The following is a 16,741-nucleotide window of genomic DNA, read 5'->3' as shown; positions in this document are numbered from 1 at the left end:
TAATGAAAAGATTCCTATTACTGATACTGATACTAACATTTGTAAATATTCCTATAGCGAATTTAGCTGCTGACAAAGAGGAACAATATGATCCGAGGTCAGGCTTTTCTAAGTTAATCAAAGAATCCATACCAGCCGTGGTTAATGTTAGTATAGTACATGATCTAACACAGGAACAATTTCCTCTAATAACTATCGAGGACCTTTTAAGAAATATATTAGAAGGCAAACCACTAAAAAAAGATGCACCACAAGAAGTATTAAGCGCAGGATCAGGGTTTGTAGTAGATGAATCAGGTATTATTGTCACTAACTATCATGTTGTACATAATGCAAAAGAAGTTTATGTAACATTTAGCGATAACAAATCAATTCCTGCAAAGATTTTAGGGGTAGACCCACAAACAGATTTAGCAGTGTTAAAAGTTGAGGTTAATGAAAAACTTCCTTATTTAGATTTTGGAGATTCCGATACAACTATGGTTGGAGATTGGGTGGTTGCTATAGGCAATCCATTTGGTCTTGGTGGATCCGCAAGTATTGGTATTATATCTGCACGTGCAAGAGATCTTAATATTGGCACAGCAACAGAATTCTTACAGACTGATGCTGCTATCAATAAGGGTAATTCCGGTGGACCACTGTTTAATATAGATGGTAAAGTGATTGGTATTAACACAGCAATATTATCTACACAAAAAGGTGGTGGTAATATAGGAGTTGGATTTGCTATTCCATCAAACAGTGCTATCCCTATAATAAAAGTTCTATCCCAAGGAAAGAAGGTAGAGCATGGTTGGCTTGGTGTAGTAATGCAACCAATAACTGAAGAGCTAGTAGAACCATTAAAACTAAAAGAAGTTAGTGGCGCTTTAATTACTAATGTCATTAAAGGTAGTCCAGCAAATAAAGCAGCTTTACTTCCAGGAGATATCATACTTGAGTTTAATGGCACTAAAATTAATTCAATATCACAATTGCATCAATTAGTACTAAGATCAGAAGCAGATAATGAAGTAAAACTACTTGTATCTCGCAATGGTAGTATCATGAATATACTAGTCAAAATAGGAAAATTCGAAAGCCCAGATACAGATACTTCAGACAACGAAAATTCCAAAGATATTGTACAATCACCTCAACTAGGGCTGACTGTAAGCAATATAAAACATAATAAAATCACATCTAATAACACTGAAGAAGAAGAAGTCAAAGGGGTGATGATACTAGAGATAGACAGCAAAAGTAATGCTTCAACCAAAAACATAAGAAAAGGAGACATAATATTACAAATTAATCAATCACCAGTAAATAATCTTGAAGACTTCAAGCATATTATGAAAAAAGTACGTAAAGATAAATCTGTAGCACTGTTAATCAGTAGGGATAATATATCAGCTTTTGTTAGTGTTAAGCTAAAACAGTAGCATGAAAACTAGGATAGTATGTTTTTTTTTTGTGATTTGCTTTTTTAGCGTACATGCATATTCAAGTGAAGCAATTAAAGTAGAATCTCTGATGTATTTTAATGCTATACATTCTTTTAAAGCAGAATTTATACAAACAAATTCTATTAACAATGCTACTCAATATGGAATGGTTATGATGAAAAAACCTGGATTGCTAAAATGGGATTATTACCCTCCTACTCCAGCTTCCATTATAATACAAGGCGCAACTGTTTCTTACTATGATAAGGAACTAGAAGAATATTCTTATTCAATAATTAACAATCCTATTATTAACTTCTTAAGTTCTAACATTCAAAATACAAAAGATATAATCTTTGTAAATATAAGTACATTTGATAACAAAAAAGTAATTACTATACAAGATCAAAAAACTCAGCTACAAGCAGACGTAATTTTCAATATACATCCCACAGCAATTGTCGGATTAAATATAGCAAATCCAGACTCTATAACTTACATCAAGTTCTATAATATTCAAAATAATGTTACCATAACGGAAACAGAATTTAGGCACAATACTTCTTATTACAATTAAAAATAAACGTATGACAAAAAATATATCGGAAATCATAAAATATAATTTTAAAAATTTACAGTTATTAAATGAAGCATTAACTCATCCCAGTATAATATCAAAGGACACAAAGAAATTTAACTATGAAAGATTAGAATTTCTAGGAGATGCAGTATTAAACATAGTAATATCTGAAATGCTGTTTAATATTTTTCCCAAAGATACAGAAGGCAATCTTGCTAAAAAGAAAACAGCTTTAGTTTGTGGAAACAAGTTAGTGGAAGTTGCACAATCTATGAATTTAGGACAGTTGATTATGATGTCAGATGGAGAAAGAGCTTGCGGTGGTGTAAATAACTTTCGTAATTTAGAAAATGCACTAGAAGCCTTAATAGGTGCAATATATCTTGATGGAGGATTAACAGCAGCACAAGATTTTATACACTTATTCTGGAAACATTCTGCAACAGATATGAATACCCCTCCACAAGATGCAAAAACTATACTACAAGAATTAGTACAAGGAAAAAAGTTATCAGCTCCCACATATCACACTGTAAGCAAATCTGGACCAGATCATAATCCTACATTCACAGTAGAAGTAAGAATTCCACCTTATACAGCAATGCAAGCAACTGGTCATAATAAGAAATTAGCTGAACAAAAAGCAGCAAGCTTAATGTTACATCAGATTAATGATAAGACAAAATGAAACCAAGAATACAAAACACTATCTATGCTTTAATAGCAATAATACTATCCATGATATGCTTAGCATATGCCTCAGTCCCATTATATAGCATATTTTGCAAGGTAACAGGTTATGGAGGAACTGTAAAAACAGGTACTGTATCAAATTCTAAAATAGGAAATACTATCATTAAAGTCAGGTTCAATGCAGACATCAATAAACAATTGTCATGGAAATTCTATCCAGAACTACCTTATGTATTTGTAAAACCAGGAGAAAAAAAATTAATTTTTTATCGAGCAGAAAATTTATCTGATCAAGATATCTCCGGAATAGCTGTATATAATGTTACTCCTCATAAAGCAGGAAAATACTTTAACAAAGTTGCTTGTTTTTGTTTTAGCAAACAAACCCTAGCTCCTTATCAAAAGACTATAATGCCTGTATTATTTTTTATAGACCCCGCCATAGAAACTGATCCTGACACCGCAGATGTAAAATTAATCACTCTTTCATATGTATTTTTTAAATATAAAGAATAAAAAGCAAATTTTACCATCAAGGTGTATACAGACTTATCTAAAACACATATTCAAGTTATAAAGATTATAGTTACCCATGATATTAAGAAGTGTATAGCATAGACCTTTATTATTGGAACACCTTAGTCATTAATAATAACAGTATTACAAGTTAACAATCATTATAACAAAAACTCAAACTGATGTCATATCAGTCCACCATGTCTAGCTCTTTTGAACTATGCTAAGAAACACACATATCCAATTGTTAACCATTAAACTCAAATACTCCCCCTTTCTTATAAGTTAGAAACCTTATACAATAACATTAATACATACACTATTACAAATTTTAATAAATTTACTATACTTGTACTTTATATAATGAAGACATTCTCCCATAAAACATAATTTTTAAGAATTCATTAGAACTAATTATATTAAAATCTACGTACATGTAAGTGGATTTGACTGTGACTTTAAATAAAATATCTATCAATTATTTCTAATAAGAAAGATATATAAAACCAAATTTCTACACTCTTTAGTCTGCACTATAAAAAATACTACCGGTTTTATAACCACCAAAAAATTATCATTACCATCTCAAATTTATAACTATAAACACCAAGTTCGATAATAATTTTTATTTATTTGATATTCTTAAATTATCATATAAACTACCAAACAAATAATCGTAAGGTTACAGTAATGATTAAGTCTTTTACTTGTCTTTTTGCAATTTTTTTTACAATAGCTAATCATGCCCTATCCTTTGACATTAAAGTTACACATGAAAAGTTAGATAATGGCATGGAAGTATATGTTATTCCTAATCATCGTGCACCAGCAGTTATGCATATGGTACTATACAAAGTTGGTGGTACTGATGATCCAGTAGGTTATTCTGGATTAGCACATTTTTTTGAACATTTAATGTTCAGTGGGACAGAAAAATTTCCCAATCTTATCACTATTCTCAGTGACATAGGTGGAAACGTCAACGCAAGTACATCCGAATTTTGTACTATATATTACGAACTAATACCAAAACAGTATTTATCTCTTGCTATGGATATTGAATCGGACAGGATGCACAATCTTAAGATTACTGACAAAGCATTCACAAGAGAACAAAAGGTAGTATTAGAAGAAAGAAAAATGAGAATTGAAAATCAGGCAAGAAATATACTACAAGAAGAAATGAATAATACATTTTATTACAATGGATACGGTAGACCAGTAGTAGGATGGGAACATGAAATCAGCAACTACAATAAAGCAGTTGCCGAAGCTTTTTATAAGCTTCACTACAGTCCTAATAATGCTATATTAGTCGTAACCGGAGATGCAGATCCACAGGAAGTAATCAACCTTGCAAAACAATACTATGGAAAGATAGAATCTAACAATAAAGAACCTACACGTATTTTCAGAACGGAACCTCCACACAAAACAAATATAACATTAACATTAGAAGACAACTCAGTAGAAATTCCAGAACTGTTTTTAATGTATCAAATACCAAATGGCATCATAAATAAAAATTATATACTTAACATGATGCTAGCAGAAATACTTGGTAATGGTAAATTTAGTACTTTTTATAACGATCTAGTGATTAACAAGCCAATAGTTACGTCAATAAGAACTGAATATAACTATTTAACCAATAGCGATAATTACTTGTTCATAGAGGCCGTACCTAAAGATGGAATCTCTACAGAAACTGTAGAAAAAGAGATTCATAAATGCATAAATAGTTATATTGAAAATGGTATTCCACCAGAATATTTAGAAAGCGCAAAGCACAAGGTAAAGGCACATCTAATTTATTCTTTCGATGGATTAAGTTTCATATCATATTTCTACGGTATGAATCTAATTTTAGGAGTACCACTATCAGAAATCAATAATATTTATGACATAATAGACAAAGTAACCATTGAAGATATCAATTTCACTATGGAAAATATCTTCTTAAAAAATATAAGATTAGCTGGACATTTATTACCTAAACTGGGGGAATAGTTATGAGAAACGTATTGTGTTATATAGTAATATTGGTCTTTTTTACATGCAATGTATACGCAGACGATATTAATATCAACATAAAGGAAGCTACTACTCAAAATAAGATACATTACCTATATGTTGCACACCATAACCTACCAATAATTTCCTTAAAACTTGCATTCAAAAAAGCAGGATATGCATATGATGCTTTTGATAAGCAAGGGCTAGCACATTTTACATCACAAATATTACAAGAAGGATCAGAAAATAATAATGCTTTAGATTTTGCGAAACAACTCGAAGGTAAAGGCATTGACTTAAAATTTTATGTAGACATAGATAATTTTTATATATCCATAAAAACTCTATCGGAAAATTTTGAAGAAGCTTTAGCTTTATTAAGTGATTGTTTATTCAATCCAGTAACTGATTCAGAAATATTTCATAGAGTAATAGCAGAACAAAGTGCACATATTAAATCTCTATATGCGTCTCCTAAATTCATAGCAACCACTGAAATAAACCATGCTATATTTAAGGGGCATCCATATTCGAATAAAATTTATGGAACTTTAAACACTATTAACAATATTAATCAAGAAGATGTTTTACTATATATAAAAAACAGTTTTGATAAAAATCAAATCGCTATTGGTGCAGCAGGTGATATAGATCCAACAAAACTATCAGATTTACTAGATAAATATATTCTATCAAAGCTACCATCTGGTAATAATAAAAACACTATACCAGATACTACTGTTAACAGGAAACATAGTTTATTGTATGTACAGAAGAATGTACCACAAAGTGTAATAATGTTTGCTACAGATACAATACCATACAATGATAAAGATTATCACACATCAAACTTGTTTAACAATATGTTAGGCGGATTGAGCTTTAATTCAATACTAATGATAGAATTACGAGACAAATTAGGATTAACTTATCATGCTAGCAGTATATTAGACAATATGGAGCATAGCAATGTGTTATTTGGCACAATTACTACTGACAATACTACAGTAACAAAATGTATATCTGTTTTAACAGATATCATAGAGAATATTAAAACTCATGGAGTTAATAAGGATACTTTTTTAAGCACAAAATTTAGCATAACCAATTCCTTTATTTTATCAATGCTAAACAACGATAATGTTGCCAACACATTGTTAGATCTACAATTACGTAAGTTAGATACAAGTTATATCAACAAACACAACTCTCTCTACGAAGCTATCACAATAGAAGAAGTAAACAAAATTGCTAAAAAAATTCTATCTAATGATTTAGTAATAATTGAAGTGGGAAAACATAACAATATCAATGGAGAACAGCTAGAAGCTAAACAAAACATACTTGGTTAATAATAGATCCAGCATAAGCATCCAATTGCTAATTACCAGTAGCCATCAATTACATGAGCATAGTAGAGCAAGCCTTATCTTTAGATATAGGGGATATATATTAATAAAGATTTATAACTTATACAAGAGTAACACATAGATAAAAAATCAGTATACTTTTTCAAGATTACAAATCTATTAAATAGTAATTTATGACTATTTATTTTAGTGATTAAAGAAAAATATACTTTACTTTTTAGATAAAGATAGCTTACACTATGTGTAGTTCTATACTCCATTTATCATGCTTTAAGCTATGAAGTTACTTACATGTTATCTTTATATCTATTAATAAAGTAATATTTATGGGTTAAGTTCTTTAAGTGTTTATTATATAATGGTATTTATTATGGAAAAAGATACGAGATATCCTACAAGCAAAGATCAGGTCTCATCAAATACGGGTACGTTAAATACAAACACACTAGGGGATGCCGCTATACTGCTTATATTATTAAGCCTTGCTGCATTAGTTTTCGCTATGGCTAATCTCTCAAACCGTATGAGTTCTAGTCTAAAAAACCCATATTTTATAGTAGCAATGTGCGCTGTTGCAATACTTATAGTTTCTTCCGCAATAGCATTAGGAACCAGTTGTGTCAGTAAACCTAGGGAACAAGCTCCAGGATATATTAAGTTCAATTATGGAAATCAACGTAGTACTCTAAGTTTGACGTTAATTATAATGTCTGCAACTTCTCTTATAGCTGCTGCAGCATTTATTGGAACATTATCTCAGAAAAATATGTTATCAGCATTTCTTAATTTCAATGACCCATTGTGTATTGGAATGTATGCAAGCTTAGCTCTCCTTGCGCTATCACTCTTAACATATACTTTAAAGAGTCTCATTGCACCAGATAGCACAAAGCACATTATCGTACTAGGAAATCAAGATCTCGTAAATAAAGCAAAGGAATTCCATACTGTGCCTAGCTTTGTCTTAGGAAAACTTAACCTTGACTGTAGTGCTGTATCATCCTTGCAAATTGTAGATTGTGAATGGTCACGTATCCTTGCTTAGGGAGAGAGCTGGATTTTATGAAAAGATCTATATTTTTCATTAAGCATAACAATTTTGTAAGTATAAGCTAGTTCTGCCTAATCTTTTGTTTTCTTTATTGTGAGCTTCTATTAGTTTCATATGGCATTTTTTTAGTTTCTAATGTGATATTAGGGTAGCAGGCTTTGTTTTGCAGAATTGTTTTGCCCTATTATTATAACTATACCTAAGAATATAAAAGAATCTGCTAAATTGAATGTAGGCCAGTGCCAGTGATTAATATAGAAATCTATGAAATCATATACAGCACTGTGTCTAACTCTATCTAATATATTCCCTATTGACCCTCCAATAACGATTGCAAGAGGTAATCTATGAAATGAACGTATTATTAATAAATAAAATAAACCAAATGTAATCAAAATAGAAATGCTACAAAAAATAAGATTGCTGTACATAAAATCGTGCAACACACCAAAACTAATTCCAGTATTCCATACTGTAGAAAATCGTAAAAAACTAAATACTTCTATTACCCCAACATCTCCTATTAAATTCATTATATACCACTTACTAAGTTGATCTACAAAAACTAACACACATATTACTAATACATATCTACTCATAAATCCTTTATCCAGACAATGACCATTAACTGCTGCCTTAGCTTGACCATGAGCAATCAAATTATTTCTATTAACTTTGGTACTTTCTATAACAAATCTACTATATACCATTTGCTCAGTTAATATGCAACCATATATACTACAAACTTTTTTTTACTTGTACAATATCCTCACTAATTTGCTCCTTTAATTGATCAATAGTATGAAATTTACGTTCAGAGCGTATAAAATTTAATAACTGAATGGCTACATATTGGTCATATATATCACCATTAAAATCAAAAATATGCATCTCTAATATGGGAAAACTTAAATCATTAAATGTAGGCCTCAATCCAATATTGACTACTCCATTTAACCATGTATTACTATCATTAATCTTTATACATGCAGAATACACTCCAATTTTAGGTATCAATATATGCTCAATACTAACATTAACCGTAGGAAATCCAATAACACGTCCTCTAGCTAACCCTTTAATTACTTTACCATTAATTTGATACGACCTACCTAAAATTCTATTCGCTAATTCTATTTTTCCTTCAGATAAATATTTTCTAACTAATGAAGAAGAACATAATATATTACTATCTATAAAAATAGGGTCTATCCTTATGACCTCATAATTATAAACACTTGAATAAGAATATAATAAATTTATATCACCTAAACACTTATATCCAAAAAAACAATTATGCCCTATTACAACATATCTTACATTGCAACTATCTACTAATACATCCTTTACAAAGGTATCTGGAGAAAGCTGCGAAAAATTTTTATTAAAATCAATAATATACAGATAATCTATTCCATAGCTTTGCAACAATTTAATCTTTTGATCAAGATCTAATAACAGGAAATTTTTTTTATTATGTAAATATTCAGCAGGGTGTGGAATAAATGTAATAATGGCAGAAGCTATATTTTCTCTCACTGAAATATTTTTTATTGTATCAATTATATATTGATGACCTAAATGTAACCCATCAAAATTCCCAAAAGCAAGAACACTATTTACATTACTTTTCTGATTAGGATAACCATATACTATCTTCATAATAAAATTTTATAAAATTCCTATCTTTACTTTTCTTGATTACTATGATATCCAGGAAAAACACTTTTAATTAATCGCAGGATATATTACAGTGGTAAAAGTGAAAATATATACTAAAGACCTCTGCCCCTATTGTACTAAAGCAAAGGCTTTATTCAATAAAAAAAACATTTCTTTTGAAGAAATTGATGTTACAAGCAATAGTTCCTTGTTAGAAAAAATGATACAAGAATCCAATGGTATGAGAACTTTGCCCCAAATATTTATTGATGATCAACACATAGGCGGATGTGATGACCTGTATAGGTTGTATGAGTCAGGTAAATTAGAGTTATAATAAACCCCAAAATCACAATCAGGTCTGCCCTTTAAGCTAGCATCTTCTATAGCAGTCAGTTAATGTTGTAATAATCTTTTATACAAAGTTTTTTTAGTATTGAGAATTTTATTATTTAATGAATGATTAATAAATAGGCAACAGCATATGCTCATATACATTGTATGAATCAAGTGAGTTAAAATAATGATAATGATCATAGCCTTGCTTTTAACGTAATCTTCTGTACGACTCAATAACTGCTATACTAAGTGTTTGTGTAATATGCTTCCAACATAAGCTGTGCATATTAGCTTTCTTATAAAACGTAACTTCCATATTTCATTGATACAAATCTAAATTTATGACAAAATAAAACTTGGCTTTTTACATGAGTCTAACTAATCTCATCCTTGCTTAACTACTATACAACGTAGTCTTTTAGATAAGTCACTATGATAAGTACAGAATTTTAATCCATATTTGTGTACTACTCTATGAATTTGATGTTGGTCCTCCCCTATTTCTAAAACAGCAACACCATTCTGCTTTAAACATCTTTTTATTACTACAAAAATTTGTGAATAAATTTCTAATCCTATTGAGCCACCATCTAAAGCCATAATTGGTTCATATAATCTAACTTCCGGCTGTAATTTAGCAATTTTACTTCTCCTAATATACGGCGGATTACTAACTATCAAATCAAACATATCATAACAAGTATTCCAAGAAGATAATCTCATCTTTATTCTGTTATATAATCTATGCTTTTTAAAATTCTGGTACGCAACTCTATAAGCTTTTACACTTTTCTCAATAGCTATACCAACAGCATTTCTATACCTTAATAATAAAATTGTTAATAAACATCCACTACCTGTCCCAAAATCTCCTATAACTAGCCTGTGATTTTTGCAAGGATACATTGCAAATACTGAAGAAATTATCGTTTCACTGTCTGGTCTAGGATCTAAAACACTAGAATTTACAATAAAATCTGTACTCCAGAATTCTCTTTTACCTATAATATGTGATATAGGTACATTAGCAGAACGTTGCCTTATCATTTTCCAAAATACTTCCACATCACATTTACTAACAGGCATATATGGATCAAGTATAGTAACTAAATCCTCAGTATTAACAAGATGTTTTATTATTATTTCTACATCACGCTTTGGGTTATCTATGTTACAAGAAGATAAAAAATCAACAGCACTATTAAATAAAGAAATTACAGTATTCATAATAAACTAGCAAACATAAGGAGGACAATGCATATTTTTTGGAGATAATGTAAATATTTCTACTCCATTTTCAGTAACACCTAAAGAATGCTCGAATTGTGCTGATAAAGACAAATCCCTGGTTGTAACAGTCCACCCATCTTTCTTATTAAGAACAGTATCACATCTTCCAGCATTTATCATTGGCTCTATTGTAAAAAACATTCCTTCCCTAATAACTACAGGATCATCTGGGTCATAATAATGCACTACATTTGGTGAAGCATGAAACACCTTACCTAATCCGTGACCACAATAATCACGCACAATAGAATAACCATACTTCTTCATCTCTCTCTCAATAGCCAAACCAATCTGATTAAGCTTTTGTCCAGGCATTACTTGTTCAATTGCTACAATTAGTGCTCTATATGCAGCCTCACATAAACGCTTCGCTTTAATAGATGGTTCACCAACCCAGTACATTCTACTCGTATCCCCATGCCAACCATCTACTATAACAGTGACATCTATATTTACAATATCACCATTTTTTAAAGGCAAATCATCAGGAATACCATGACAAACAACAAAATTTTTCGAAGTACAAATAGATTTAGGGTATCCTCTATAACCAAGCGGAGCAGGAATTGCCCCAGCATTAATAATAAAATCATGACATAAATCATTAAGTTCATTAGTAGAAACTCCTGGTTTTACATATGGAGTAACAAAATCTAAGACTTCTGCCGCAAGCTTGCCAGCATTATGCATATACTTAAAGTCTTCTTTAGTATGAATAGTGATACTTCTTCCTAAATTATCCATATCTTCCAATAACATTAAATTTCATAATAAACCACATCATCACTGTATTATAAAAACACTTTTATAATATCAGAACCCCTATTTCTTAAACAAATATATTGCGATACTAAAAATAGGCAACAAAGAATTATCAGGAATTCCTATCTACTATTGTATAACTCAATCATGCTAAATTAACAACAGTATCTTTTATTAATTGCTAATAATCCGTAGCTCGATGCTATCCTAAATACAAACATGGACCTCATTAACATGTATACTCATCCTCAAATTTCTAAAAACATTCTGCTAGGATCTTCAATATATTGTTTTACTCTAACTAAAAACGTTACAGCACCTTGCCCATCAACAATCCTATGATCATAAGATAAAGCAATATACATCATAGGTCTAATCTCTATAGTGTTATCATCAATTGCAACAGGGCGCTTTTGTATCGAGTGCATGCCTAAAATCCCAGATTGAGGAGGATTGATTATAGGAGTAGACAACAAAGATCCATACACGCCACCATTAGTAATAGTAAACGTTGCACCTGTCATATCAGAAACTTCTAACTTCCCTTCTCTAGCTTTTTTCCCTAAAGAAGCCAACGTCAACTCAAGATCAGCAAAAGACATTTTATCAGCATCACGTATTACTGGAACAACTAATCCCTTATCTGTTCCTACTGCAATACCTATATCATAATAATGCTTATATACAATTTCACTACCTGATATCTCAGCATTTATTATTGGTAACTCTTTCAACGCCAACACCACCGCCTTTATAAAAGTGGACATAAGACCAAGCTTAATACCATATTTTTTCTCAAAATTTTCCCTATATTTAGTTCGAAGATCCATAACATTCTTCATATCAACTTCATTAAAAGTCGTCAATATAGCAGCAGTATTTTGAGACTCTTTTAATCTAGCAGCAATTACTTGCCTAATCTTACTCATTTTTACACGTTCTTCCCTTTTTTCTTCAGAAGCAACAGATAATCGACTATTATATTCTTTATTTTCTTTAGAAGCAGATTTCATATGATTCAAGACATCAGATTTTGTAATGCGGCCTCCAATACCAGAACCTTCTATTTGATTTCTATCAATTGAATTTTCTTCCATAATCTTTGTTGCAGATGGAGCATCCTTTTTCTGTATAAATTGCTGCATACTACCAGTTGCATCAGTCACACTGTGTGTAGGGCAGCCACTATCAGATGACAGAACAGCACTTAATTTTGTAGTATTTATTATACACAAAATCTGTTCTCTTTTTATCATTTCTTCATCAGCAACAAATATTTCACTAACAACGCCATCTTCAGGAGATACAATTTCAAGTGAAGTCTTATCAGTTTCTATAATAAACAACATATCACCTTGCTTTACATTATCACCAACATTAACTGATACCCTGATTGGAGCCTCTAATATTGATTCACCACCAAGATTTTCAGCTCTTACTTGTATTTCACTCATAAAATGTACCTTAAAAAATTCCTATACAGACTTAATTATATATAAAGCAGTCATGATATAATATGACTACTAATTATGATTCAAATTATCATAACCTCAATATTTAAATTGCACTTTTTACACTTAAATAGAAAATCTGTTTACAATCATACATTACTGTTTAAGTATTACAATCATATATTCTAATTCTACATAACACTATAATTTTTATTTATTGATATTGCTGAATTATTTTCAATAAAAGATTTAATGATTAGTATACGTTAAGAGACTTTTTTCGATTCAACACATCATTATCAATATCACATAACAATAAGCAGACATTTTTACAAACCAACTTAACTATCTATTTTAAGATGTGATTAGATATCACATCTACTATTTCCATAACATATATTTTCAATTTCAACATTATCACACACAGCAACAATTTAAGTTATTTTAAAGTACGTCAGAAATTTTTCTATACTAGAACATTTCCAATTTTAATTATCAATAACCATCTCAGAATAATAATTTAAAATTTTATAACAAAAGAAGAGTTTTTTATTTTTAAGAAAACCAACTTATGCATATACTAAAATAAAGAATATTTACACTATTATCATACGATGTATATATCATGCTTTTATCACTCCTATAGCGTAAGTTAGTAGTATTTATGATTTTAAATTTCCTAATTATCGGTTACGCTGTACAAGATTTGTAATCTTGAATTAAAAGTACACTGTTTTCTACCTACGTGCTACTCTCGTGTAAGTTATAAATCTTTAATTATAAAGCACAATCTAACATCAACTAAACTATATTATTTTCAAAAACTTAACCTCTATGAGCACAAAGCTTTTTATTCTTAAAAACACAAAAAAATCTCTGTATATATCAAAACAAGCAATTTCAATAAGTAACTACATAATAATTGTATACCAGTACAATACAACAATCTAATACTCATCACTTACTATTTCCAACTTAACTGATGATAATAAGGATAAGGATAACTTTTACATACACTATAGCAGGCAACACATATATATACCTATTATATGTCATACACCATGTTGTAGTATAATTATGTAAATTCTTAAAAGTGATCTAATATCTATTATTACACCATTTCCATAAACTCAATTTCCAGGAGAATAAAGCCTTTCATTCGTAAAAATACCAGAAATCCTCACACATATAGAATAAGCAATCTTAATGTAACAACTATCTACAATGTATATCTGCTAGACGTATAATTATTTAATAACACAAATATTCCCGAGATAATTGTATGTAATTATTAGCAGATTCCTTGATGTGATTTATCTCTTCTTCAGAAAGCATCCTAAAAAATTTTGCTGGCCTACCAACCCATAATTCTCCAGATTTAATTATTTTCCCTTTTGTAACTAAAGATCCTGCTGCCAACATTGTATTCTTTTCCATAATCACCTTATCCATAATAATAGAGCCCATACCAATAAACACATAATCATGTATTTGACAAGCATGCAGTATACACCCATGTCCAACTGTAACCATTTTACCAATTTCTGTATCACCATAATTCCTATCAACATGCACTACAGTATTGTCTTGAATATTAGTGCCTTCACCTACACTGATTATTCCTACATCTCCCCGTAACACTGAGTTGTACCATATACTAGCATCTTTACCAATGTAAACATTTCCTACAACAGAAGCAGTAGATGCAATAAAGACAGTATTGTCTACATTAGGAACAAAATTTTTATAATTACTTATATTACCCATAGAATAATTTACCCATATTTTCCTGCTTTCATTTTATATATCTTACACAATGCTATAAGGCCATGACAGAATTGTATTGAATACCTACACGACAAGTATTCAATATAGCTATGGCATATTTTTATATAACAAGAACAATTTTTCACACATTTAACATATAGTTAGGAAATTTATTCAGCACAAGCTGTAAAAAAACATACAAAGTACTTTTACTGGAGGTTATAACAAAATATACTAACTAATTATAATACTATTGATCTCACATGAAGATTGATATATAAAAGCTATAAGTTTCTAAGTATATATTTGATAATGTCACGTTATATAATCATTTTATTATTGTATTGTTCTATCGGTATTCAAGCATATGTAAGTAATGCTATAGCTTTACCTATACAAACAACAGCATCTCAAGTAGCAGTATTTGACTTGTTTTCTAACGTAATGTTACTAGAGCGCAACATCGATGAGCAAATTGTACCTTCATCTATGAGCAATTTGATGACTTTATATGTTGCATTCTCCTATATAAAAGCTGGGTTTGTAAAGATGGAAGATAAATTTAAAACTAGCAAAGAAGCTTGGCAAAAAGGCGGAAATTCCATGTTTCTAAGAGCAGGACAGCTAGTAGCAGTAAGAGATTTAATCAATGGGATTATTACAACATCTGCTAATGATGCTTGTATTACTCTGGCAGAAGGTGTAGCAGGTTCACAGGAAAATTTTGTTGATGAGATGAATCGCATAGCACAAAAACTTAATTTAACAAAGTCTCATTTCACTAATGTAATAGGAGCACAAGACAAAAAGCAACTAATGTCAGCACGTGACTTAATAACTCTTATAGTAAAACTTTTTGAAGATTTTCCAGAATATTATCATCTATTTTCTAAAAAAGATCTCAAATACAATAATATATATCAAGAAAGTAGTAACTTATTACTATCAGATAATAGAATAGATGCTATGATTAGCGGACACACAGATATAACAGGATATGGATCCATAATCTCTGCTCAACATGAGGGCAGACGTATATTCATATTAATCAATAATCTTAAAACCGAGAGAGAACGTTTATCTGAAATAAAACAACTGTTAGATTCCTCTTTCAATAATTTTAGTAGTAAAACCATTTTTCATAAAGATAATAAAGTAAAAAAAATAGCAATCAGAAACGGTGACGCAAAATATGTAGAAGCTGTTTTTAGTAATGATGTTACCGTTTTATATCCTAAAGGATCATATAACACAGTAAAAACCTTTTTTTCACATGACAATGTAATATCTGCTCCAATAAAAAAAGGACAAGAAATTGGTAAACTTTATATACAAATACCAGAATTTACAGAGCGTGTGATACCTATATACGCAGCAAATGATGTAAATAGCCTTAATTTCTTTCAAAGGGTATGGTATATATTTTTTCCTAAGCCAGATAAATCTGTTTCTTAATAATAACACAGAGCATTTAAAAATCTTGTTGGATGTATTGCTACGTGAAGCTAATTAGCTTGCCTATTAGTCAAAAGATTAGGTCTTAAATCACATATATATTATGAAATTTTTACAATTTTTACTATACTTATTGATACACATAAACTTACATTGCATTATAACCTAAAAGACGTATATACTGTTTAGTCTTATCTTATCCATAATATCTCAGTTGAAATTTCTAATTATGTTAACATTATAAACCTTGTATATCTTTAAATAGGAACATACACTACAGAAATTATTTAATTTCAAATTTGCATCTTGCAATAACGAATCAACTATACTAACAGCCATCTAATAATTAATGGAACTTT

The 16,741-nt window shown here is 30.0% G+C and carries 15 protein-coding genes; 9 read left to right on the top strand and 6 right to left on the bottom strand.

All coding sequences use genetic code 11. The annotated features are described in order from the left end of the window. Positions 1 to 2: 2 nt before the first annotated feature. The 7 genes from PVA18_RS00560 to PVA18_RS00530 all read left to right on the top strand — a co-directional run bounded on the left by PVA18_RS00560 (position 3) and on the right by PVA18_RS00530 (position 7,650). Positions 3 to 1,427, top strand: coding sequence for a Do family serine endopeptidase (locus PVA18_RS00560; RefSeq protein WP_045805157.1), 1,425 nt, complete (start codon positions 3 to 5; stop codon positions 1,425 to 1,427). Position 1,428: 1 nt separating this feature from the next. Next, the gene (locus tag PVA18_RS00555) at positions 1,429 to 2,007 is read left to right on the top strand and encodes a LolA family protein (RefSeq protein ID WP_045805158.1); all 579 of its coding nucleotides are present in this window, start codon (positions 1,429 to 1,431) and stop codon (positions 2,005 to 2,007) included. Between the two features lie 10 nt (positions 2,008 to 2,017). Next, the gene (gene rnc / locus PVA18_RS00550) at positions 2,018 to 2,698 is read left to right on the top strand and encodes a ribonuclease III (RefSeq protein WP_045805159.1); all 681 of its coding nucleotides are present in this window, start codon (positions 2,018 to 2,020) and stop codon (positions 2,696 to 2,698) included. Beyond that, complete coding sequence (locus PVA18_RS00545) at positions 2,695 to 3,219, top strand: cytochrome c oxidase assembly protein (protein WP_045805160.1); 525 nt, start codon at positions 2,695 to 2,697, stop codon at positions 3,217 to 3,219. The genes rnc and PVA18_RS00545 overlap by 4 nt, the downstream gene beginning before the upstream one ends. 690 nt (positions 3,220 to 3,909) lie before the next feature. Continuing rightward, the gene (locus PVA18_RS00540) at positions 3,910 to 5,229 is read left to right on the top strand and encodes a M16 family metallopeptidase (RefSeq protein WP_045805161.1); all 1,320 of its coding nucleotides are present in this window, start codon (positions 3,910 to 3,912) and stop codon (positions 5,227 to 5,229) included. Between the two features lie 2 nt (positions 5,230 to 5,231). After that, positions 5,232 to 6,587, top strand: coding sequence for a M16 family metallopeptidase (locus PVA18_RS00535; RefSeq protein WP_045805162.1), 1,356 nt, complete (start codon positions 5,232 to 5,234; stop codon positions 6,585 to 6,587). Between the two features lie 388 nt (positions 6,588 to 6,975). Then, positions 6,976 to 7,650 (top strand): hypothetical protein, encoded by a 675-nt coding sequence (locus PVA18_RS00530; protein ID WP_045805163.1) that lies wholly within the window; start codon positions 6,976 to 6,978, stop codon positions 7,648 to 7,650. Positions 7,651 to 7,799: 149 nt separating this feature from the next. On the opposite strand, the gene lspA is transcribed toward PVA18_RS00530, so the two are convergent. Further along, complete coding sequence (gene lspA, locus PVA18_RS00525) at positions 7,800 to 8,366, bottom strand: signal peptidase II (protein ID WP_231568529.1); 567 nt, start codon at positions 8,364 to 8,366, stop codon at positions 7,800 to 7,802. Between the two features lie 28 nt (positions 8,367 to 8,394). After that, positions 8,395 to 9,318 carry a bifunctional riboflavin kinase/FAD synthetase gene (locus PVA18_RS00520; protein WP_045805164.1) on the bottom strand — a complete coding sequence of 308 codons (924 nt, stop codon included), beginning with the start codon at positions 9,316 to 9,318 and terminating at the stop codon, positions 8,395 to 8,397. Between the two features lie 91 nt (positions 9,319 to 9,409). On the opposite strand from PVA18_RS00520, the gene grxC reads away from it, so the two are divergent. Continuing rightward, the gene (gene grxC, locus PVA18_RS00515; RefSeq protein ID WP_045805165.1) at positions 9,410 to 9,655 is read left to right on the top strand and encodes a glutaredoxin 3; all 246 of its coding nucleotides are present in this window, start codon (positions 9,410 to 9,412) and stop codon (positions 9,653 to 9,655) included. 386 nt (positions 9,656 to 10,041) lie between these two features. Here grxC and prmC read toward each other — a convergent pair whose 3' ends face one another. The 4 genes from prmC to PVA18_RS00495 form a co-directional block, all read right to left on the bottom strand. Further along, complete coding sequence (prmC, locus tag PVA18_RS00510; protein WP_045805166.1) at positions 10,042 to 10,884, bottom strand: peptide chain release factor N(5)-glutamine methyltransferase; 843 nt, start codon at positions 10,882 to 10,884, stop codon at positions 10,042 to 10,044. 6 nt (positions 10,885 to 10,890) lie between these two features. Beyond that, positions 10,891 to 11,691, bottom strand: a complete 801-nt coding sequence (gene map / locus PVA18_RS00505; RefSeq protein ID WP_045805268.1) for a type I methionyl aminopeptidase — start codon at positions 11,689 to 11,691, stop codon at positions 10,891 to 10,893. Positions 11,692 to 11,957: 266 nt separating this feature from the next. Then, complete coding sequence (gene odhB / locus PVA18_RS00500; RefSeq protein WP_045805167.1) at positions 11,958 to 13,163, bottom strand: 2-oxoglutarate dehydrogenase complex dihydrolipoyllysine-residue succinyltransferase; 1,206 nt, start codon at positions 13,161 to 13,163, stop codon at positions 11,958 to 11,960. Between the two features lie 1,248 nt (positions 13,164 to 14,411). Continuing rightward, positions 14,412 to 14,927 (bottom strand): gamma carbonic anhydrase family protein, encoded by a 516-nt coding sequence (locus PVA18_RS00495; RefSeq protein WP_045805168.1) that lies wholly within the window; start codon positions 14,925 to 14,927, stop codon positions 14,412 to 14,414. Between the two features lie 312 nt (positions 14,928 to 15,239). On the opposite strand from PVA18_RS00495, the gene PVA18_RS00490 reads away from it, so the two are divergent. Further along, complete coding sequence (locus PVA18_RS00490; protein ID WP_052692825.1) at positions 15,240 to 16,382, top strand: D-alanyl-D-alanine carboxypeptidase family protein; 1,143 nt, start codon at positions 15,240 to 15,242, stop codon at positions 16,380 to 16,382. Positions 16,383 to 16,741 lie beyond the last annotated feature (359 nt).

It is taken from the genome of Ehrlichia muris subsp. eauclairensis (genome assembly GCF_051097115.1).
Taxonomy (GTDB): domain Bacteria; phylum Pseudomonadota; class Alphaproteobacteria; order Rickettsiales; family Anaplasmataceae; genus Ehrlichia; species Ehrlichia muris.
This window is presented reverse-complemented; position numbering and strand designations above follow the sequence as displayed.

Bases quoted from the DNA above. Each gene is read 5' to 3' on its own strand.
- PVA18_RS00530 (WP_045805163.1), top strand. From the start codon at position 6,976: ATGGAAAAAGATACGAGATATCCTACAAGCAAAGATCAGGTCTCATCA.
- PVA18_RS00540 (WP_045805161.1), top strand. From the start codon at position 3,910: ATGATTAAGTCTTTTACTTGTCTTTTTGCAATTTTTTTTACAATAGCT.
- PVA18_RS00520 (WP_045805164.1), bottom strand. From the start codon at position 9,318: ATGAAGATAGTATATGGTTATCCTAATCAGAAAAGTAATGTAAATAGT.
- rnc (WP_045805159.1), top strand. From the start codon at position 2,018: ATGACAAAAAATATATCGGAAATCATAAAATATAATTTTAAAAATTTA.
- prmC (WP_045805166.1), bottom strand. From the start codon at position 10,884: ATGAATACTGTAATTTCTTTATTTAATAGTGCTGTTGATTTTTTATCT.
- PVA18_RS00555 (WP_045805158.1), top strand. From the start codon at position 1,429: ATGAAAACTAGGATAGTATGTTTTTTTTTTGTGATTTGCTTTTTTAGC.
- PVA18_RS00535 (WP_045805162.1), top strand. From the start codon at position 5,232: ATGAGAAACGTATTGTGTTATATAGTAATATTGGTCTTTTTTACATGC.
- lspA (WP_231568529.1), bottom strand. From the start codon at position 8,366: ATGGTATATAGTAGATTTGTTATAGAAAGTACCAAAGTTAATAGAAAT.
- PVA18_RS00490 (WP_052692825.1), top strand. From the start codon at position 15,240: ATGTCACGTTATATAATCATTTTATTATTGTATTGTTCTATCGGTATT.
- PVA18_RS00545 (WP_045805160.1), top strand. From the start codon at position 2,695: ATGAAACCAAGAATACAAAACACTATCTATGCTTTAATAGCAATAATA.
- map (WP_045805268.1), bottom strand. From the start codon at position 11,691: ATGGATAATTTAGGAAGAAGTATCACTATTCATACTAAAGAAGACTTT.
- PVA18_RS00560 (WP_045805157.1), top strand. From the start codon at position 3: ATGAAAAGATTCCTATTACTGATACTGATACTAACATTTGTAAATATT.
- PVA18_RS00495 (WP_045805168.1), bottom strand. From the start codon at position 14,927: ATGGGTAATATAAGTAATTATAAAAATTTTGTTCCTAATGTAGACAAT.
- odhB (WP_045805167.1), bottom strand. From the start codon at position 13,163: ATGAGTGAAATACAAGTAAGAGCTGAAAATCTTGGTGGTGAATCAATA.